Raw genomic sequence first — 17,293 nt, forward strand, 5'->3', positions numbered from 1 at the left:
GTGTCCCGGGCTCACTCCAGGCGGTTCGCTGCGGCGGCCGCGCGGGATCCTCCGATCGGTCGCCGACGGGGTATGACGGGGATGCGCACAATGGGCCTCATGCATGCTGCCGAGACCGATCCGCTGCGCCGGCTCTCCCAGGAGGAGCTGCGGCTCCGTACGAGCGCGAAGTGGCGCGCCCATCCGCCGGACGTGCTGCCGCTGTGGGTGGCGGAGATGGATGTGCCGCTCGCCGAGCCGGTGGTGCGCGCGCTGACGGAGGCGGTCGCCCTGGGCGACACCGGGTATGCCGGGGGGACGGGGTACGCGGACGCGCTGGACGCGTTCGCCCGCCGGAGGTGGGGCTGGGACGGCGTGGTGGCGGAGCATACGGCGATCGTGCCGGACGTGATGCTGGGCATCGTCGAAGTCCTGCGTCTGATCACCGGTCCGGGGGACACCGTGGTGGTGAACTCGCCTGTGTATCCACCGTTCTACGGATTTGTGGAGCATATGGACCGGCGGATCGCCGAGGCGCCGCTGGGCGAGGACCACCGCCTCGACACCGGTGTCCTGGAGGAGGCGTTCGGACGGGCGGTGGCGGGCGGCCGGCGGGCCGCGTATCTGCTGTGCAGCCCGCACAACCCGACGGGGACGGTGCACACCGCCCAAGAGCTCGCCGCCGTCTCGGGGTTGGCGGAGGCGTACGGGGTGCGGGTCGTGGTCGACGAGATCCACGCTCCGCTGGTGCTGCCCGGGGCGCGGTTCGTGCCGTATCTGTCGGTGCCCGGCACGGACAGCGCGTTCTCGGTGCTGTCGGCGTCCAAGGCATGGCATCTGGCGGGCGTCAAGGCGGCGTTGGCCGTCGCGGGTCCCGCGGCCGCCGAGGATCTGGCGCGGATGCCCTATGTGGTGAGCCACGGCCCGAGCCATCTGGGCGTCGTGGCCCACACCGCCGCCCTGCTCCACGGCGGTGAGTGGCTCGACGCCGTGCTGGCGGGGCTGGACGGGAACCGGCGGCTGCTCACCGCTCTGCTGGAGCGGCATCTGCCGAAGGTGCGACCGGTACGGCCGGAGGGGACGTATCTGGCGTGGCTGGACTGCCGGGCGCTGGGCCTGGGCGACGACCCGGCGGCCGTCTTCCTCGAACGGGGCCGGGTGGCGCTGACCAGCGGTGTGCCCTTCGGCACGGGTGGGGCGGGGCACGCGCGGCTGAACTTCGCCACCTCGCCGGAGATCCTCACCGAGGCGGTGGAGAGGATGGCGGCGGCGCTCGGGTAGGGGTACCCGGGCCGCCGCCCGATGCCGTCCGCGGGTTATTCCGGGGCGACGTTCTCCGCCTGGGGGCCCTTGGGGCCCTGGGTGACGTCGTAGCTGACGCGCTGGTTCTCCTGCAGCTCCCTGAAGCCGCTGCTCTGGATCGCGGAGAAGTGGACGAAGACGTCCGGGCCGCCGTCGTCCTGCTCAATGAAGCCGAAGCCCTTGTCGGCGTTGAACCACTTCACCTTGCCTGTTGCCATCGGTACCGTTCCTTCGTCCTTGCCACGGCACGATGTCGACGCACCGGCCGGGCCCGTCATGACCGACCCCGGCGCGGGGTCTTTCCCCGCCCGGCGGCGCAGAAATGCGCTTCACCCCCCGGCATTCACCCGCCCGGCCCAATCCCCTCCCCGGGCCGGACGAGGCGAGCTGGGGGGCCGGGGCCCGGCACGCGCAGGCCCGGCCAGGGCGTTCCTGGCCGGGCCGGACTCAAGGTTGCTGGTGCCGGGGGTACGCGTCCGTCGAGGGCTTCGGCCCTCCGGGCGCCTGGTCGGCGGCGGCGGTACGACCCGCACCGCCACGCTCGTCCGCGCGACCGGCGAGCCGCGCGGTCAGCGACCCGCGGCCGCCGCGGGGGTTTCGGGCGTCGCGCACGCGACGTCGGTCCCGCCCACGGGGTAGAGCCCGTCCTTCTTGGCCTGGCCGCCCTGGTACTCGTAGTAGAGGTAGGTGTAGAACTCGATGCGCCTGCTGGGACCGCACGCCGAGTCGGCGGCGATCTTGTACGTCAGGGTGGCGGTGCGGCTCGCGCCGGGCAGGATCGGCACGTTGTAGCTCACGGCGCCGCTCCGCTGGTTCGGCACGGTGCAGGAGGACGTGTCCCCGGCGCAGGTGGCGAACGAGTACTTCAGACCGGGGTCCGACGAGGTGGTCCACGTCGGCTGGATCGACTGGTATACGAACTGGGCGTTCGTGGTCTGGTCGTTGGTGAACGTCAGCTTGATGGTGACCGTGGAGCCCGGCGTCGCGGACTGCTTGTCGACGCTGATGGTCATCGGCGGGGTGTCGGCGGCGGAGGCCGGCTGGGCCAGGCCCAGCAGGGCGACGACGAAGGCGAGTATCGCGGACAGGCTGAGCCGTCCCAGTGTTGTTCTGCGCATGGCGACGGAGAGTAGACAGAGACCTCACGTCTTGGCAGCACCCACCGAACAGGTCCGGCCAAGCGCAAGGTGGCTCGCGTGACTTCCGGAGCTGGTGTGAGCCACGTGACAGTGTTGCGCTGATGTTGCGAGTTGGCCGGGAAGCACCACCGACACGGCACGGAAGGGCCGACTCCACCGCCGGCGACCCCTCGACCGGGGTGCTGATGATCAAGAAACTGGACGGCGCGGACCGCAGGATCGATCATGGAATGGATCAGCGCTTGACCGGGGCGATCGACCGGAGAGCCGACCGAACGGGACCAGGCGGAGGAATTGGACACCGCCCGGCCCCCGGCGCAGAGTGGAGGCCGACTCCACCGTAGAGAAAGGCAGGCAGTCCCCCATGGCGCAAGAAGTACGCGGTGTCATCGCCCGCGGCAAGGGCGAACCCGTCCGGGTCGAGACGATCGTGGTGCCGGACCCCGGCCCCGGCGAGGCCGTGGTGAAGGTGCGGGCGTGCGGGGTGTGCCACACGGATCTGCACTACCGGGAGGGCGGCATCAACGACGAGTTCCCCTTCCTGCTCGGCCACGAGGCGGCCGGTGTGGTGGAGTCCGTGGGTGCCGGGGTGACCGAGGTGGCGCCGGGCGACTTCGTCATCCTCAACTGGCGCGCGGTGTGCGGCCAGTGCCGCGCCTGTCTGCGCGGGCGCCCCTGGTACTGCTTCGACACCCACAACGCCACGCAGCGGATGACGCTCACCGACGGCACCGAGCTCTCCCCCGCCCTGGGCATCGGCGCCTTCGCGGAGAAGACCCTGGTCGCCGCCGGGCAGTGCACCAAGGTCGACCCCGCCGCGTCGGCGGCGGCCGCCGGGCTGCTGGGCTGCGGTGTGATGGCCGGCCTGGGCGCGGCGCTCAACACCGGCGCGGTCGGGCGCGGTGACACGGTCGCCGTGATCGGCTGCGGCGGGGTGGGCAGCGCGGCCATCGCGGGCGCGCGGCTGGCCGGCGCGTCGAAGATCATCGCAGTGGACATCGCCGACGCCAAGCTGGCCACGGCGAAGTCGATGGGCGCCACCCACACGGTCAATTCCCGCTCGGTCGACGGGGTGGAGGCCATCCGCGAGCTCACCGGTGGCTTCGGCGCGGACGTCGTGATCGACGCGGTGGGCCGCCCGGAGACGTACGAGCAGGCGTTCTACGCCCGCGACCTGGCCGGCACGGTGGTCCTGGTGGGCGTGCCGACGCCGGAGATGAAGCTGGAGCTGCCGCTGCTGGACGTCTTCGGACGCGGCGGCGCGCTGAAGTCCTCCTGGTACGGCGACTGCCTGCCCTCCCGCGACTTCCCCATGCTCATCGACCTCTACCGCCAGGGGCGCCTCGACCTCGACGCGTTCGTCAGCGAGACCATCGCGCTGGACGAGGTGGAGGAAGCCTTCCACCGCATGGAGAAGGGCGAGGTCCTGCGTTCCGTGGTGATCCTGTGACGACGGCTCGTATCGAACACCTCGTCACCTCCGGTGTGTTCGCCCTCGACGGGGGTGTCTGGGAGGTCGAGAACAACGTCTGGCTGGTGGGTGACGACCAGGAGGTCCTCGTCATCGACGCGGCGCACGACGCCGCCGCGATCGAGAAGGCGGTGGGCGGCCGCCGGCTGACCGCCGTCGTGTGCACCCACGCGCACAACGACCACATCGACGCGGCTCCCGAACTCGCCCGCCGCACGGGCGCGCCGATCCTGCTCCACGCCGCCGACCGCGAGCTGTGGCAGCAGACGCACCCCGGCGTCGTCCCGGACGGCGAGCTGGTGGACGGCCAGGAGCTGTCCGTGGCCGGGGTCGGGCTGACCGTGCTGCACACGCCCGGCCACAGCCCCGGCGGTGTCTGCCTGTACGCCCCGGCGCTGGGCACGGTCTTCACCGGGGACACCCTCTTCCACGGCGGTCCGGGCGCGACGGGCCGGTCCTTCTCGGACTTCCCCACCATCATCGACTCGATCCGGGACCGGCTGCTGTCGCTGCCGCCGGAGACAGTGGTCCGCACCGGCCACGGCGACACCACCACGGTCGGTGCCGAGGCGCCGGCCCTGGCGGACTGGATCGCCCGGGGTCACTGACACCGCCTCCGCCCCCCGTCCGCCTCGCGGCCGGGGGGGGGACCGCGGGCGCGGGTCAGCCGAACGGATGTGCGGGGAGCGTCAGCGCAGGCTGTAGCCGCCGTCCGGGTAGAGCGTCGAGCCGGTCATGAAGGTGTTGGTGAAGAGGAAGACGACCGCGTCGGCGACCTCGCTCTCGCTGCCGGGCCGGTTCAGCAGCGCGTCGCGCCCGTACTGCGCGAAGCTCGCCTCGCGCACCCGCTCCGGGCGGTTGGCCCAGAGGTTGCCGTCGATGGTGCCGGGTGAGACGACATTGACCCGTACGGGCGCGAGTTCCACGGCGAGGCCGCGCCCCAGGCCCTCGATCGCGGCGTTGCAGGCGACGTAGGCGGGGGCGGCGGCCGGGGGCCGTACGCTCGCGGCGCCGGCCATCAGGACGACGGAGGCGTCGGGCGCGAGCTTGGGCGCGGCGTGTTTGACGGCGTGGTACTGCCCCCAGAACTTCGACACGAAGGGGCTCTCGGCCTCGCTGTCGGTCAGCTCCCTCATGGGCCCGACCTGGTAACCGGCCCCAGGGGTGAAGAGGTGGTCGACGCGTTCGACGCCGGCGAAGAAGGCGGCGAGCGAGTCCTGGTCGGTGTTGTCGACCGTCCGCCAGCGCGCCCGGCCGCCGAGCGACTCCGCCGCCGTGATCAGCCTCTTCTCGTTCCGGCCGCCGAGCAGCACCCGCGCCCCGGCCGCGACGACGCGGCGTGCGACCTCCAGGCCGATGCCCGAACTTCCTCCGACGATGACGACGTGGCGGTCGGTGAGCGGGATGGTCATGCGAGTCCTCTCGACGGGGCCGGACGGCGGCGGAGCGGATGCCGCCACTCGATCGAACCGCCTGCATGCACCACGGATTCCCGTCCGGGGAGGCCGGCCGTGATGCGCCGCTCTCGTCGCGGAGGGACGATCGGCATCGGCGCCCGTCACGGCGGGCAGTGGCGCGAATCGCGTACCGGGCGGCCGGAGCCCGGCAGTGGCGGGTGCGGGCGGAGGGCCGTTAGCGTGAGGAGTGGCCAGGGCGGGCTCCTGTGGCGGTCCCGGCCGTACCGGGTCTCTTCGGTCGAGAGGACGCGCAGGATGACGCATACGTCGGGCACCGGGATGACAGCCTTCGACGAGTTCTACGACCTGCCCGACCCCCGCGGCTACTTCCGCGCGCTGGGCCCGTGGGACTACCGCACGCCGCACCACGCCCAGGAGGTCTTCCGGCGCCTGGCCGAGCTCCGCGGCGGGGCGGAGGCCACGGTGGTGGACGTCTGCTGCTCGTACGGCGTCAACGCGGCCCTGCTGAACCACGACCTGACCCTGGACGACCTGTACGCCCGCTACACCTCGCCGGAGATCGCCGCGCTCACCACCGCCGAGCTGATCGAGGCGGACCGGGTGCACTACGCGGGCCACCGCCGCTCCGGCGCGTCCCCGGTCGTCGGGGTCGACGTCGCGCCGCACGCCGTCTCCTACGCACGCGCGGTCGGCCTGCTCGACGAGGGGTTCGCCGAGAACCTGGAGACGGCGCCGCCGAGCGCGGGCCTGCGCGAGCGGGCGCGCCGCGCCCGCCTGATCACCATCACCGGCGGCACGAGCTTCCTGACCGCCCGCACCCTGAACGCGCTCCTGGACGCCGCGCGGGAACCGGTCTGGGTCGTGGCGTTCGTCCTGCGGACCGGCTCCTACGAGCCGATCGCCGAGGCCCTCGCCACCCACGGCCTGCTCACGGAGAAGCTCACCTCCCGGACGTTCCCCCAGCGCCGGTTCACCGGCGCCAGGGAGCAGCGGTACGCCGTCGACGCGGTGACCGCGGCCGGCGAGGACCCGGCGGGCAAGGAGAGCGAGGGCTGGTTCCACACCGCCCTCTACCTCTCCCGGCCGCCGGCGGACGCGAAGGAGGTCCCGCTGCCGGCGCTGCTGCCGCAACCCTGACGGGAAGCGCCGCGGGCGTCAGCGGAGCGGTCGCTGCCCGGCGTGTCGGGTGAGGTAGTCGCGTAATGCGGCCAGCTGTCGGAACGGCTCCTCCGGAGCGACGATCCCCAGCCGGATCTGCGGATAGTGGGTCCGGGCCAGCTCGAAGGCGCCCACGAGATCACCGCCGCCGAACTCCGTCCACCAGACCGGCTTGCCGCCGTCCCGGTAGGCCCGCATCACCTCGGCCACGGCCGGGAAATTGCTCACGTCGTGGGTGGCGGCCGGGGTCTCGGACGTACGGGTGGGGCGGGGGCGGAGGGCGAGGACGTCGAAGTGGTCGCGGGTGCCCGCCGCGTAGATGTCGCGGATGAAGCGGTGGTCGGTGTGGCGGGGGCCGCCGAGGACCACGACGGCCGGGGCGTGGCCGGCCTTCAGGCCGGTCGAGCACGCCTTGAGGAGTTCGGCGTAGCGGGCGGTGCGCCGGGCGGGGTCGGTGACGCCGGTGGTGTCGGGGTGGTTGGGTTCGTGCCACACCTCCCAGGCGTGGACGCGGTCGCCGTAGGTGGCGGCCAGCCACCGGGCCCAGGGGCCGATGGCCTCGGGGTCGTCGGGGAAGCACGCGGACGCGTCCCGCGAGGAGGCTCCGGAGCGCGTCCACGCCGGGGAGTCGTGGAGCGTGAGCAGGACGTCGATGCCGCGCGCCCGGGCCGCGTCGAGCACGGTCGCCAGGCGCTTGTTGTACGGGTGCCCGGCTCGCGGTCCGCCGCGTCCGCGTTCGCTCCTGGGCCAGGCCACGTCGACGCGGACGAGGCCGACGCCGTACGTCCGCAGCGTGTCGAGGTGACGGTGGAACGCGGAGCACGGCCGCCCGCCTCGCCAGTAGCCCCTCCCCATGCCGGGGAACCGCGCGCCGAGCGCGGGCGGCAGGGGATCGGTCGCGAGGGCCGGAGCTGTCGTGGGGGTGGTCGTGGCGAGAGCCGCTCCGGCGGCCGAGACGACGAAGGTACGGCGACGCATGCGGAGCAGACTGTCAGCAGCGGTCGTCGGGGCCGCCGTTCCAGGCCGGGCGTCACCCGTAAAGGTGGCCCGGATGGGAGCTCGTTGCCCACGGCGGGCGTGTCACAGCGGCGCGCATCCGGCTTTACTCAACTGGCCTTGACGCGGCTGTAGTTGCCTGCCACCGCTTCGTCGTGGCCGTCGCAGCGGTGGCATCCGTCTCCGTCAGGACTGGTGGGACGTCCAATCGGGCTCCTCCGCCCCGGTCCCGGGCCGGTAGGTGAGGTATCCGTGGCGGCGGTAGAACTCGCAGGTCCACTGGGCGATGTTGCCGATCACCCGCTCCGGGCAGCCGGTGTCCGTGCGGACGTCCCGGGTGTTGCGTTCGCAGCGGGCGAGCCCGTCGGCGATCTCCCGCTCGACCTGGCGCCTGGCGGTGGCGAGGGCGTCGTCGGGGGTGCGGCCGGCCCGTAGGGCGGAGGCGGTGTGCAGGGTGAGGGAGTTGATGTTCCCCTCGGCGAGTTCCTTGAGGTAGCTGCGCAGGTCGTTGGCGAGGCGGATGCACCGCGCGGCCTGCCGCATCTGCCGGCTCAGGTGGCCGGCGCGGCGGGGGATGGAAGGCTCGCCGAGCACGATCATGGCCATCCAGATGTACGAGCCGCCGGCGATGCTCTTGCACCCGTTCTCCACGTACTCGGCGTAGGCGGGGAGGGCGCCCGTTTCCGCGTGTTCCTGGCGCCACTGGTGCTCCCGCGCCATCCCGTCGAGAGTGTCGCTCAGGGCCTGTGCCCAGATGTGGCGGACGTCGCCGAACATCCGGTATTCGGCGAGGCCGTCGCACACGTCCTGCAGGAGTTCGGCGAGAGGGTCGGCGACGGGCGCCGCGGCCGCCCGGCCGGTCCGGCGGCGGGCCGACCACCGCGAGGGCCCGCCCCGGGCGATGAGGCTGTAGCGCGCGACCAGGTCGCGCACCTCCTGCTGGGTGAGGTCGCCCTCGTCGACCAGGTCGTCGAAGGCGAAGATCCACAGCGTTCCCCTGGTGATGGCGACCAGGTCGTCGGCGTTCAGGCAGGGGATCGGGTCGGCCATGCCGAGAGCGGAGGAGTAGGCCCGTCCGGGGTTGATCTCCGGATGACCCTCGGCCCACTGCCGCAACCGGCGGGCGGCGTCCGCCACTTGCCGCCGCTCCCCGCCGTGACCGATGAGGCCGTCATATCCGCTGTGGGCGCACCGCGCGGCGCGCCGGTACGCGCCTTCCCGTACGGATCGGCTCATGCGCGTCCCTTCACCCGTGGGGATCCGAACCGGGCGCCGTCGAACCCCAGGGCCGTCAGCCCCATCACCGTGAACGCCTGGGTCTCGATGGGCATATGGGTCAGCAGCGGTCGCGGGCCGAACATCTCCGGCACGCCCGGCCAGGTGCCGTCACCGCGCTGGGTGTGCGCCAGGAACCCGGCGGCGGCCGCCAGCACGGCCTTCCCCGGCCGGCGGCAGCGGGTGAGGGCGGCCAGCGCGAGCCCCGTGGCCGAGGCGTTGCTGCCCTCCCCCGGCACGCGTCCCCAGCCACCGTCGCGGTTCTGCGCCGAGGCGAGCCGCTCCGCGGCACACCTGACCTGTGGGTGGTCGTATCCGAGCGCCCGCCCGACCTCCAGTAACGCGTAGGGGCCGCTGTGGTACCAGCTCGCCCGCCAGTCGCCTCCGGAGGCGCGGTGCTGAGCGGCCAGCCACACCCGGGCCTGGTGGAGCGGCAGGTCGTGGTGGCCGGAGAAGCGGTCGAGCGCGGCGATGACGTGCGCGATGGTGTCCTGGGCCGGCGGGTCCTGGTCGAACTGCCAGGTGCGCCAGAGGCCGTCCGCCTTCTGCTGGCGTGCGAGGTAGCCGATCGCCCTGGCGATCGGCCGGGCGTCGCCGTCCGGCGGCAGGGCGAGGAGCGCGGCCGCCGTGGTGTCGCAGTCCGACTCCGCTAAGCCGCCGAAGCCCCAGCCGCCGTCGTCGTTCTGCGCGGCGGAGAGGAATTCCAGGGCCTGCGGCAGGGACCGCTCGCGGAACGTGCGGTGACGTCCGAAGGCCCGGACGACCAATGCGGTGTCCCAGATGTCGCAGGTGCAGAACCGCCAGGTGCCGTCCGCCCATTGGTCGGCCAGCAGCCAGTCCCGGCACCGGCGCAGCGCCGCCGTGCCGTCGGGGCGGGCCGAGGCGAGGGCGAGGAGGGCCATCGAGGTGCTGATGGGGTTCTGGAAGAACGAACCGTCGCGGTCCTGCTGGGCCTCGATGCGCGCGACGGCTTCCGTGACGGCCGGTGCGTTGCCGAAACGGCCCTCGATCAGCACGCGCGCCGCCAGTAACTCGACGGCGCTCCACGGTTTGAGGCGCTGGTCCCGGTAGCGCGCGTACCGCGCGTCGGCCATGGCGCGTACGTCCTCGGGGCCGGCCGCTCCCTTCACCCGCCGCCCGGCGTGGAGGGCGACGGCGTGCACCAGCAGGACGCGGGAGGAGTAGATCAGGTCACCGAAGTCGGGGTGGGCCAGGTCGACCGCGGTGTCGCGGCCCAGAGCCGTGTCCCGCAGGGCCCGCTCGATGCGCGCCGCGACCGGGTGGTGGCCTTGCACGTCGGCTGCCGAGAGCCATCGCCGGGCGCGGTCCACCGCCGCGGCGACGGCCCGGTGGGCACCGGCCGGGCCCTGGCACGCGGTCAGCGCGTGGCAGGCGAGGGCCGTCTCCAGGACCCTCGGATCCGGGGGCAGGGCCCAGCCCCCGGAACGGTCCTGCACCTCTATGCAATGGCCGACAGCCAGGTCGAGCACGGAAGCCAGACCCCTCGCGTCCCGCGTCTGCGTGTGCACCGGCGAGTCCCCCTCACCGCCACCCCGACGACCGCACCTTTGCGACCGTTCAGCCCTTGGCGGCGGAAAAGCTACTGGTGACCATGGTCCGCGGCAATGGTCGGGCTTCGACAGTGAGGGGAATAGTCAGCTTTTACGCTCGACAGTGCCGCTCAGGCACAGGAGACCGACGTACTAATCGCGTACTACCGCACGGTACGGCATGAGTGGGATCTGGCCGGTTCCGATTCGTCTGGGCCGGAAGTGGAAGGCGATCGCTCCACCCCCGGCCCGGAGCCCCGTCGTTACGGAGCCATCTCGTACGTCCCGGACAGCGCCTCGACGCGCTCCCAGACGCGTGCCGAGCGGGCGTCGTCGACGACCGGGCGGCGCACCGCGGCCAGCGCCCAGCCCTGCTGTGCGGCCGTGGCCGAGTCCTTGCCGTGCAGCTCGACGGCGTGCGCGGAGAAGTCGCGTACGAGAACGGCGAACAGCTCGTCCAGCACGTCCTCGTCGAGACCGGTCAGCCGGGCCTTCTCCAGGATCAGCTGGCCGTGCACGACGAGCGCGAACAGCTGGCCGACGGCCAGGAGGAGGTCGAGGTCACGGCTCTGCTCCTCGTCGGGGGCGGCGGTGGTGACGAACTCGCACAGGGCGTCCGCCTGCTCCCGGAAGCGGGCGACGTTGGGCACGGCGGCGTACGCGTCGTAGGCGGTGCGCCAGTCGTGGAAGCGGATGGCGCCGAGGCCGCGGGCCGGGCCCTGGCGGAAGAGGAAGTCGTCGTCGGCCGCGTCGAGGCGGGTCGGCACGGGCGCGTACTCGGCGGGGTTCAGCAGGTGGTTGCCCATGAACTTGAGGATCAGCGCGAGGTTGACGTGGACCGTGCCCTCCAGCTTCGGCAGGCCCCGGATCTCGGTGGCGGCCTGGGCGAAGTAGGTGTCCTTCTCGAAGCCCTTGGCGGCGATGACGTCCCACATCAGGTCGATGACCTTCTCGCCCTCCGTGGTCACCTTCATCTTCGTCATGGGGTTGAAGAGGAGGTAGCGGCGGTCGTCGGGGCCGGCGGAGCGGAAGTAGTCGACGGCGCGGTCGCTGAAGAGCTTCATGCCCACGAGGCGGACGTACGCGTCGGTCAGCTCGCGGCGCACGTGCGGGAAGGCGGTGACGGGGCGGCCGTACAGGACGCGGTTGTGCGCGTGGGTGACGGCCTCGTACATCGCGTGCTCGCAGATGCCGATCGAGGCGGTGCAGAGGTTGAACTTGCCGACGTTGACGGTGTTGAGGGCGGCGTCGAAGGCGGCGCGGCCGGTGTGCAGCACGTCCTCGGGAGCGACGGGGTAGTTCTCGAGGCGGAACTCGCTGACGTACTTCGAGGAGTCGACGACGTTCTTCACGAGGTGGTACGCCGTGTGGCGGCTGTCGGCGGCGAAGAAGACGTAGCCGTCGGGGCCCTCGACGTCGGTGCGGCGGCCGAAGACGGAGACGAGGCCGGCGGCGTTGCCGTTGCCTATGTAGTACTTCGAGCCGCTCGCCCGGAAGCCGCCGTGACCGTCGGGCTCCAGGAGCATGTCGGTGGAGTAGATGTCCGCGCCGTGGGTCTTCTCGGACAGGCCGAAGGCGAACACCTCGCCCTGGGAGAGGAGCTCCGCCGCGCGGCCGCGGGCGGCGGCGTTGTCGCTCTGCCAGACCGGGCCGAGACCGAGGATGGTGACCTGCCAGGCGTACCAGTAGTCGAGACCGTAGAAGCCGAAGATCTCGTTGAGGGCGGCGATCCGGGCGGTGTCCCAGCGCTTGTCGCCCTGCCCGTCGGCGGCGGAGGCGGGGGTGAGGAAGGTCGAGAACAGCCCTTCCTTGGCGGAGAACGCGAGGAAGTCCGCCAGCCATGCGCGGGAGCGGTAGTCCTCGATGAGCTTGCGCTTGCCGCGCGCCTCGAACCAGTCGACGGTGGCGCGCAGCAGCCTGCGGGTCTCGGGGTCGAAGTGCGCCGGGTCGTAGGTGCGCGGGTTGAAGAGGAGCGGGTCGGCCATGGGGTCCGCCTTTCCGGCTGGGGCTTGAGGATGGGGAGGTGTGGGGGCCGCACCGGCGCCGGGTTCAGCGCTCGGGGCGGAGCCGGTGGAGGGTGGCGAGTACGTCGTCGAGCCAGGCGAGGGTCATCCGCTCGTACGCGATGCCGCCGCGCAGGACGACGTGCTGCAGTTCCCGCCCGGCGTCGGGCGGGTCGGGCGCCTCGGGTCCGGTGAAGTCGCGCAGCTCGCCCGCGAGGTAGTGGGCGAGTCGTTCGGTGTGCGCGGCGTGGTGCCGTTCGACCTCGCGGATCAGCGCGGCCGGGTCGTCGAAGGCCGCGCCGCGGATCTTCACGGCGAGGTCGTGCCGGACGCTCTCGGGCTCGATCGGCTCGTGCAGCCACCGGGACAGCGTGTCCCGGCCGGGAGCGGCGACGGAGTACTCCTTCTTGTCCGGCCGGCCCTGCTGCGAGACCTCGCGCACGTCGATCCAGCCGTCGCCCTCCATGCGCTTGAGGACGCGGTAGATCTGCTGGTGCGTGGCGGCCCAGAAATACCCGATGGACCGCTCGAACCGCCGGGCCAGCTCATAGCCGGAGCCCGGCTTCTCCAGCAGAGAGACGAGGATCGCGTGCTCGAGCGCCATATCCCGATCCTTCTATGCAACTCGTTTCATAGACAAGTGGTACCGCGAGGGTGAGACGTGGCTCACCCATCGCTGTGGCCGGTGCCCGGCTCAGCTGCCGGGGCGGTCCGGGACCGCTTCGAGGGGCGTGCGGGGGTGCGGGATCACGGTCTCCCCGGTCTGCCCGGCCTCACCGGTCTCGCCGGTCTCACCGGTCCGCTGAAGGGAGACCGTCCGCGCCGGGGCGGGGATGCGGATGCCCTCCGCGCGGTACCGCTGGTGCAGGCGCTTGATGAACTCGTGCTTGATGCGGTACTTGTCGCTGTACTCGCCGACCCCGAGGATCACGGTGAAGCCGATCCGGGAGTCCCCGAAGGTGTGGAAGCGGACAGCCGGCTCATGGTCGGGGACGGCACCGGCGACGTCCTTCATCACGCTCTCGACGACCTCGTTGGTGATCCGTTCGACGTGTTCCAGGTCGCTGTCGTAGCCGACGCCCACCTGCACGGTGACCGACAGCTGCTGCTCGGGCCGGCTGAAGTTGGTCATGTTCGTCCCGGCGAGCTTGGCGTTCGGGATGATGACGAGGTTGTTGTTGAGCTGCTCCACCACCGTGATGCGCCAGTTGATGTCGCGGACGTAGCCTTCCTCGCCGCTGCTGAGCCGTATGTAGTCGCCGGGCTGGACCGTCTTCGACACGAGGATGTGCACGCCGGCGAAGAGGTTGGCCAGCGTGTCCTTCAGGGCCAGGGCGATCGCCAGACCGCCCACGCCGAGGGCGGTGAGCAGCGGGGCGATGGATATGCCGAGGGTCTGCAGGACGACGAGGAAGCCCATCGCCAGGAGCGTGACGCGCGCGATGTTGACGAAGATCGTGGCCGACGCGGCCACACCGGATCTGGACAGGGCCACGGACCGCACCAGCCCGCTGACGACCCGGGCGACGGTGAACGTCGCGGTCAGCATGATCAAGGCGATCAGCGTCTGGTTGACGGTGTGGCCGACGTGGCTCGTCAGCGGGAGGGCCGCGGCCGCGGCCGCCACACCGCCCGCCACGGTGGCCCAGGGAACGAGCGTGCGCAGCACGTCGACGATGATGTCGTCGCCGGCCCACTGGGTCCGGGCGGCCCGCTCGCCGAGCCAGCGCAGGACCACCCGCAGCACCAGGGCCACGGCCAGGCCGGCGGCCAGCGCGATGCCGGCGGCGATGATGTCGTGCAGCGTCAGATCCCGGTTCATCGGCGTCCTCCGTCCGTGACGGAGGACGGAGCGACGGCGTCGCACGCCGCCGGGGACCCGGAGTAATGATTCGTCACCTTGTACCTGCCTGTCCTGACGGATCGCGATCGCGCCGGACCACGGAAGTGACCCGGCGCGAAAGATCATCTTGCACCCGTCCGTTTTGCCCTCGCACGCCCGGGTGGCCCACGCGCTCGACGCCGGGCGGCAGGTGGTGCGGGCCCCGCTCGTGGCCGGGAGCCGTGCCTGCCGGCGGTTCGGCGCGTACCCATACGGCCGTCCCAGGACTGGCAGCCGAAATCCGGCACACGGATGCTTGAGCGTGCCGTACATGACGAAAGAGCGGGAGCGGGTACGTGAGGACACCGAGCGCGGGGCGCACCGCCGTGGAGCGCTGGTGCCTGCGCCACCTCCGGCTGCTGCCCGTCCTCCTGCTCCTGGGAGGGGCGCTCGTCGATTACCACACCTCGCCGCATTTCAGTTCCGAGGCGTTCTACACGGCCGCGCCCATGACGGCCGCCGCACTGCTGTCACTGCGCGCGACGGTCCTGGCCGGCATCGGCGCCTGTGCCGCGGATTTCGCGCTGCTCACGCACTTCGGCTTTCTGGGGGATTCCGGTGGGCGGAGCGAGCTGGCGGCGGTCGCGACCGTCTCCGCCCTCGCCGTCTTCGTCAACCGCCTCATGTACTACAGCGACGTGCGGCTGCAGTCCGCACGCGAGATCGCCCTCGCCGTGCAGCGCGCCGTGCTGCCGCAGCCGCCGGCCTCGATCGGGCCCCTGCGGATCGCCGTGCGCTACCAGTCGGCCGTGAAGGACGCCCAGATCGGGGGCGACCTCTACGGGGTGCAGGACACTCCGTACGGCGTGCGCTGCCTGGTCGGCGACGTGCGCGGGAAGGGCATGGAGGCGGTCAAGGCGGTGGATGTGGCGCTGGGGGTGTTCCGGGAGGCCGCCGACGAGGAGCCCACGCTCGTCGGGGTCGCGACCAGGCTGGAACGGGCGCTGCTGCGGGAGAAGGAGCGGCGGGAGGGACTGGAGCGGGACGAGGGGTTCGTCACCGGCGTTCTGGCCGAGATCCCGCCCTCCGGTGATGAGCTGCGGCTGGTCAACCGCGGCCATCCGGCGCCGCTGGTGCTGCTCGGCGGTGAGGTACGCGGCGTGGAGCCGTCCGAGCCGGCCCTCCCTCTCGGGCTGGCGGAGCCGGGCGCGGTCGAGGGTCGGATGGATACGGTGCCGTTCCCTCTGGGGGCGTCCCTCCTGCTGTACACCGATGGCCTCACCGAGGCGCGGGACCGCGCCGGGGTCTTCTACGACCCGTGCACCGGGCTGAGCGGGCGTGGCTTTCGCGAGCCGGACGCCCTGCTCGATGCCCTCCTCACCGATGTGCGCCGCCATACCGGCGGTCGCATCACCGATGACATGGCGCTGCTGGCGGTCACCCGGGGCGGGGACGGCGCGGAGCGCGTGTGAGCGTGTCGTCATCGGCGGGAGCGCTCCGGCATACGAGCCCGGGGACATCGGCTCGCCCGGTTCGCCAGCACTCGTTCGAGTGGCAGGCGGCGTCGGCCGGCGTAGCGGGTTGACGCGTGGGCATGGGCGGACCACCGGGCGGATCGCCGCTCGGAGAGGGAGCCGTGACCACGAAGGGTCCGCATGGAAGAAGATGACGTCTATGAGCCGCCCCTCGTGGTGGAGGTCGGCGATTTCCTCGACTTGACCCGTGGCGCGTGGCGGGGCACGTCGGGCGACTTCGGCGGCAGCCCGGGGGCTCCTCGTTGCTACGGACCGGCCGGCCAGGGCTGACAGCGCGTGACCGCCGAGGCGTGGTGCGCGGGGCCTGCACGGCACGGCTCCCGCGCCCGTCGACGGACACGGTGATCGATCACGCTGCGGGCGGCCGTGGCCTCTGGGCTCCCGGCCGTCAGCGCTTGGGCCAGTGCCACGCCGGCTCGTCCAGCGGGCCTTCGCGGCCCGCGACATCCGTCTGACCCAGGGCGTCCTTGACCAGGGCGATGGAGTTGACGTCGAGCCGGTGGCGTTCGGCGCCGCGGGTGAGGGCCTCGGCGAGCTCGGGCGCGTGGGTGACCACCACGATCTGGGTGTCGCGGTTCGCGGTGAGGATCAGCTCGGCCAGCGGAGCCAGCAAGTCCGGGTGGAGGCTGGACTCCGGCTCGTTGAGGACGAGCAGCGCGGGCGGACGGGGAGTGAGGAGCGCCGCCGTCCACAGCAGGTAGCGCAGCGTGCCGTCGGACAGCTCGGCCGCGCCGAGCGGGCGCAGCAGGCCCGGCTGGCGCAGCCGCAACTCGAACCGACCGCCCTCACTGACGATCTCCAGCTCACTGCCGGGGAAGGCCGCGTCCACGGCGGCGTCCAGGGCCTTGTGGTCGCCGATCTCGCGGATCGTCTGGAGCGCGGCCGCGAGATCCGAGCCGTCGTGGCCGAGCACGGGGGTGCGCGTGCCGATCTGGGCCCTGCGGGCGGGGGCGTGCGCGTCGGTGCGCACATGGTCGTAGAACCGCCAGGACCGCAGGTGCTCCCGTAGTCGCAGCAGGTCGGGGGCGAGCCGCGGGTCGGCGAGTTCGCCGAGCATGCTGTCGTACGGGCGGATGGCGTTCACGGTGCTGTGCCAGGTGCCGTCCGCGGCGCGGGTCCGCACGGCGGGGCCGGAACGGTCCGAGAGCAGCGCCGCCGGACGGAGCACGGGACCGGCCCATGTGCACTCCCGCTTGATCTCGGGGTCCCGGTCGAACATGGACGACCCACCCATGCCGCCCGAGGTCGGGACCGGGTGCCCGAAGTCGACCGCGTAACCGAACTCGTCCCCGGCGAAGCCGAGGCGGAGGCTGACGGCCGGGGAGCGGCCCGTGCCCCGCCGCTCCCCGGCCCACAGCGTGGAGGGCAGCCCACCCTCACGCGCCAACGCCGCGACCGCGCCGCCCCCGGCCGCGTCGGCGAGCAGCCGCAGCGCCCGGTACAGGCTGGACTTGCCGGTGCCGTTCGCGCCCGTGACCACGTTGAGCCGGTCCAGTGGGACGATCAGGCGGCGCAGGGAGCGGTAGTTCTCGACGGCGAGGGTGGTGAGCATCGGACCTCTCGGTGCATTGCCGTGGATCTTTCCCACAGTGTGCCAAGGGGGTCTGACATCGGCCGCGAGGTCCGGCGGCGGCAGTGGGCAGCG

General features: G+C 72.3%; 16 protein-coding genes. 6 read left to right on the top strand and 10 right to left on the bottom strand.

From position 1 onward, the window contains the following. Window positions 1–99: 99 nt before the first annotated feature. Window positions 100–1,260 carry a MalY/PatB family protein gene (locus ACZ303_RS17590; RefSeq protein ID WP_467339829.1) on the top strand — a complete coding sequence of 387 codons (1,161 nt, stop codon included), beginning with the start codon at window positions 100–102 and terminating at the stop codon, window positions 1,258–1,260. Window positions 1,261–1,295: 35 nt separating this feature from the next. Here the strand turns inward: ACZ303_RS17590 and ACZ303_RS17595 are convergent, their stop codons facing one another. Together ACZ303_RS17595 and ACZ303_RS17600 are read right to left on the bottom strand one after the other, a co-directional pair. After that, window positions 1,296–1,499, bottom strand: coding sequence for a cold-shock protein (locus tag ACZ303_RS17595; protein WP_467339831.1), 204 nt, complete (start codon window positions 1,497–1,499; stop codon window positions 1,296–1,298). 351 nt (window positions 1,500–1,850) lie between these two features. Then, the gene (locus ACZ303_RS17600) at window positions 1,851–2,399 is read right to left on the bottom strand and encodes a hypothetical protein (RefSeq protein ID WP_467339833.1); all 549 of its coding nucleotides are present in this window, start codon (window positions 2,397–2,399) and stop codon (window positions 1,851–1,853) included. A gap of 385 nt (window positions 2,400–2,784) precedes the next feature. Between ACZ303_RS17600 and ACZ303_RS17605 the strand changes: the two genes are divergently transcribed. Together ACZ303_RS17605 and ACZ303_RS17610 are read left to right on the top strand one after the other, a co-directional pair. Then, window positions 2,785–3,870 carry an S-(hydroxymethyl)mycothiol dehydrogenase gene (locus ACZ303_RS17605; protein WP_467339835.1) on the top strand — a complete coding sequence of 362 codons (1,086 nt, stop codon included), beginning with the start codon at window positions 2,785–2,787 and terminating at the stop codon, window positions 3,868–3,870. After that, complete coding sequence (locus ACZ303_RS17610; RefSeq protein WP_467339837.1) at window positions 3,867–4,499, top strand: MBL fold metallo-hydrolase; 633 nt, start codon at window positions 3,867–3,869, stop codon at window positions 4,497–4,499. The genes ACZ303_RS17605 and ACZ303_RS17610 overlap by 4 nt, the downstream gene beginning before the upstream one ends. Before the next feature lie 81 nt (window positions 4,500–4,580). Here ACZ303_RS17610 and ACZ303_RS17615 read toward each other — a convergent pair whose 3' ends face one another. Beyond that, window positions 4,581–5,303: an SDR family oxidoreductase gene (locus tag ACZ303_RS17615; RefSeq protein WP_467339839.1), complete on the bottom strand. Its 723-nt coding sequence runs from the start codon at window positions 5,301–5,303 to the stop codon at window positions 4,581–4,583. 300 nt (window positions 5,304–5,603) lie between these two features. On the opposite strand from ACZ303_RS17615, the gene ACZ303_RS17620 reads away from it, so the two are divergent. Then, complete coding sequence (locus tag ACZ303_RS17620) at window positions 5,604–6,446, top strand: hypothetical protein (RefSeq protein WP_467339841.1); 843 nt, start codon at window positions 5,604–5,606, stop codon at window positions 6,444–6,446. A gap of 18 nt (window positions 6,447–6,464) precedes the next feature. Here ACZ303_RS17620 and ACZ303_RS17625 read toward each other — a convergent pair whose 3' ends face one another. From ACZ303_RS17625 to ACZ303_RS17650, 6 genes are all read right to left on the bottom strand, one after another. Next, window positions 6,465–7,445 (bottom strand): cellulase family glycosylhydrolase, encoded by a 981-nt coding sequence (locus ACZ303_RS17625; RefSeq protein WP_467339842.1) that lies wholly within the window; start codon window positions 7,443–7,445, stop codon window positions 6,465–6,467. 204 nt (window positions 7,446–7,649) lie between these two features. Then, window positions 7,650–8,699, bottom strand: coding sequence for a terpene synthase family protein (locus tag ACZ303_RS17630; protein WP_467339844.1), 1,050 nt, complete (start codon window positions 8,697–8,699; stop codon window positions 7,650–7,652). Beyond that, window positions 8,696–10,228 (bottom strand): prenyltransferase/squalene oxidase repeat-containing protein, encoded by a 1,533-nt coding sequence (locus ACZ303_RS17635; RefSeq protein ID WP_467339846.1) that lies wholly within the window; start codon window positions 10,226–10,228, stop codon window positions 8,696–8,698. The genes ACZ303_RS17630 and ACZ303_RS17635 overlap by 4 nt, the downstream gene beginning before the upstream one ends. 323 nt (window positions 10,229–10,551) lie before the next feature. Next, complete coding sequence (locus tag ACZ303_RS17640) at window positions 10,552–12,273, bottom strand: acyl-CoA dehydrogenase family protein (RefSeq protein ID WP_467339848.1); 1,722 nt, start codon at window positions 12,271–12,273, stop codon at window positions 10,552–10,554. Window positions 12,274–12,337: 64 nt separating this feature from the next. Continuing rightward, a complete protein-coding gene (locus ACZ303_RS17645) occupies window positions 12,338–12,895 on the bottom strand; it encodes a PadR family transcriptional regulator (protein ID WP_467339850.1) in 558 nt (185 codons plus the stop codon). 90 nt (window positions 12,896–12,985) lie between these two features. Continuing rightward, window positions 12,986–14,113, bottom strand: coding sequence for a mechanosensitive ion channel family protein (locus ACZ303_RS17650; protein WP_467339852.1), 1,128 nt, complete (start codon window positions 14,111–14,113; stop codon window positions 12,986–12,988). A 356-nt stretch (window positions 14,114–14,469) separates the two neighbouring features. On the opposite strand from ACZ303_RS17650, the gene ACZ303_RS17655 reads away from it, so the two are divergent. Together ACZ303_RS17655 and ACZ303_RS17660 are read left to right on the top strand one after the other, a co-directional pair. Continuing rightward, complete coding sequence (locus ACZ303_RS17655) at window positions 14,470–15,585, top strand: PP2C family protein-serine/threonine phosphatase (RefSeq protein ID WP_467339854.1); 1,116 nt, start codon at window positions 14,470–14,472, stop codon at window positions 15,583–15,585. Between the two features lie 183 nt (window positions 15,586–15,768). Continuing rightward, the gene (locus ACZ303_RS17660; protein WP_467339856.1) at window positions 15,769–15,918 is read left to right on the top strand and encodes a lasso RiPP family leader peptide-containing protein; all 150 of its coding nucleotides are present in this window, start codon (window positions 15,769–15,771) and stop codon (window positions 15,916–15,918) included. Window positions 15,919–16,036: 118 nt separating this feature from the next. On the opposite strand, the gene ACZ303_RS17665 is transcribed toward ACZ303_RS17660, so the two are convergent. Then, window positions 16,037–17,200, bottom strand: a complete 1,164-nt coding sequence (locus ACZ303_RS17665; RefSeq protein WP_467339858.1) for an AAA family ATPase — start codon at window positions 17,198–17,200, stop codon at window positions 16,037–16,039. Window positions 17,201–17,293: the final 93 nt, after the last annotated feature.

The organism is Streptomyces sp. NPDC023527, assembly GCF_055560115.1.

Bases quoted from the DNA above. Each gene is read 5' to 3' on its own strand.
- ACZ303_RS17590 (WP_467339829.1), top strand. From the start codon at position 100: ATGCATGCTGCCGAGACCGATCCGCTGCGCCGGCTCTCCCAGGAGGAG.
- ACZ303_RS17595 (WP_467339831.1), bottom strand. From the start codon at position 1,499: ATGGCAACAGGCAAGGTGAAGTGGTTCAACGCCGACAAGGGCTTCGGC.
- ACZ303_RS17600 (WP_467339833.1), bottom strand. From the start codon at position 2,399: ATGCGCAGAACAACACTGGGACGGCTCAGCCTGTCCGCGATACTCGCC.
- ACZ303_RS17605 (WP_467339835.1), top strand. From the start codon at position 2,785: ATGGCGCAAGAAGTACGCGGTGTCATCGCCCGCGGCAAGGGCGAACCC.
- ACZ303_RS17615 (WP_467339839.1), bottom strand. From the start codon at position 5,303: ATGACCATCCCGCTCACCGACCGCCACGTCGTCATCGTCGGAGGAAGT.
- ACZ303_RS17620 (WP_467339841.1), top strand. From the start codon at position 5,604: ATGACGCATACGTCGGGCACCGGGATGACAGCCTTCGACGAGTTCTAC.
- ACZ303_RS17625 (WP_467339842.1), bottom strand. From the start codon at position 7,445: ATGCGTCGCCGTACCTTCGTCGTCTCGGCCGCCGGAGCGGCTCTCGCC.
- ACZ303_RS17630 (WP_467339844.1), bottom strand. From the start codon at position 8,699: ATGAGCCGATCCGTACGGGAAGGCGCGTACCGGCGCGCCGCGCGGTGC.
- ACZ303_RS17640 (WP_467339848.1), bottom strand. From the start codon at position 12,273: ATGGCCGACCCGCTCCTCTTCAACCCGCGCACCTACGACCCGGCGCAC.
- ACZ303_RS17645 (WP_467339850.1), bottom strand. From the start codon at position 12,895: ATGGCGCTCGAGCACGCGATCCTCGTCTCTCTGCTGGAGAAGCCGGGC.
- ACZ303_RS17650 (WP_467339852.1), bottom strand. From the start codon at position 14,113: ATGAACCGGGATCTGACGCTGCACGACATCATCGCCGCCGGCATCGCG.
- ACZ303_RS17660 (WP_467339856.1), top strand. From the start codon at position 15,769: ATGGAAGAAGATGACGTCTATGAGCCGCCCCTCGTGGTGGAGGTCGGC.
- ACZ303_RS17665 (WP_467339858.1), bottom strand. From the start codon at position 17,200: ATGCTCACCACCCTCGCCGTCGAGAACTACCGCTCCCTGCGCCGCCTG.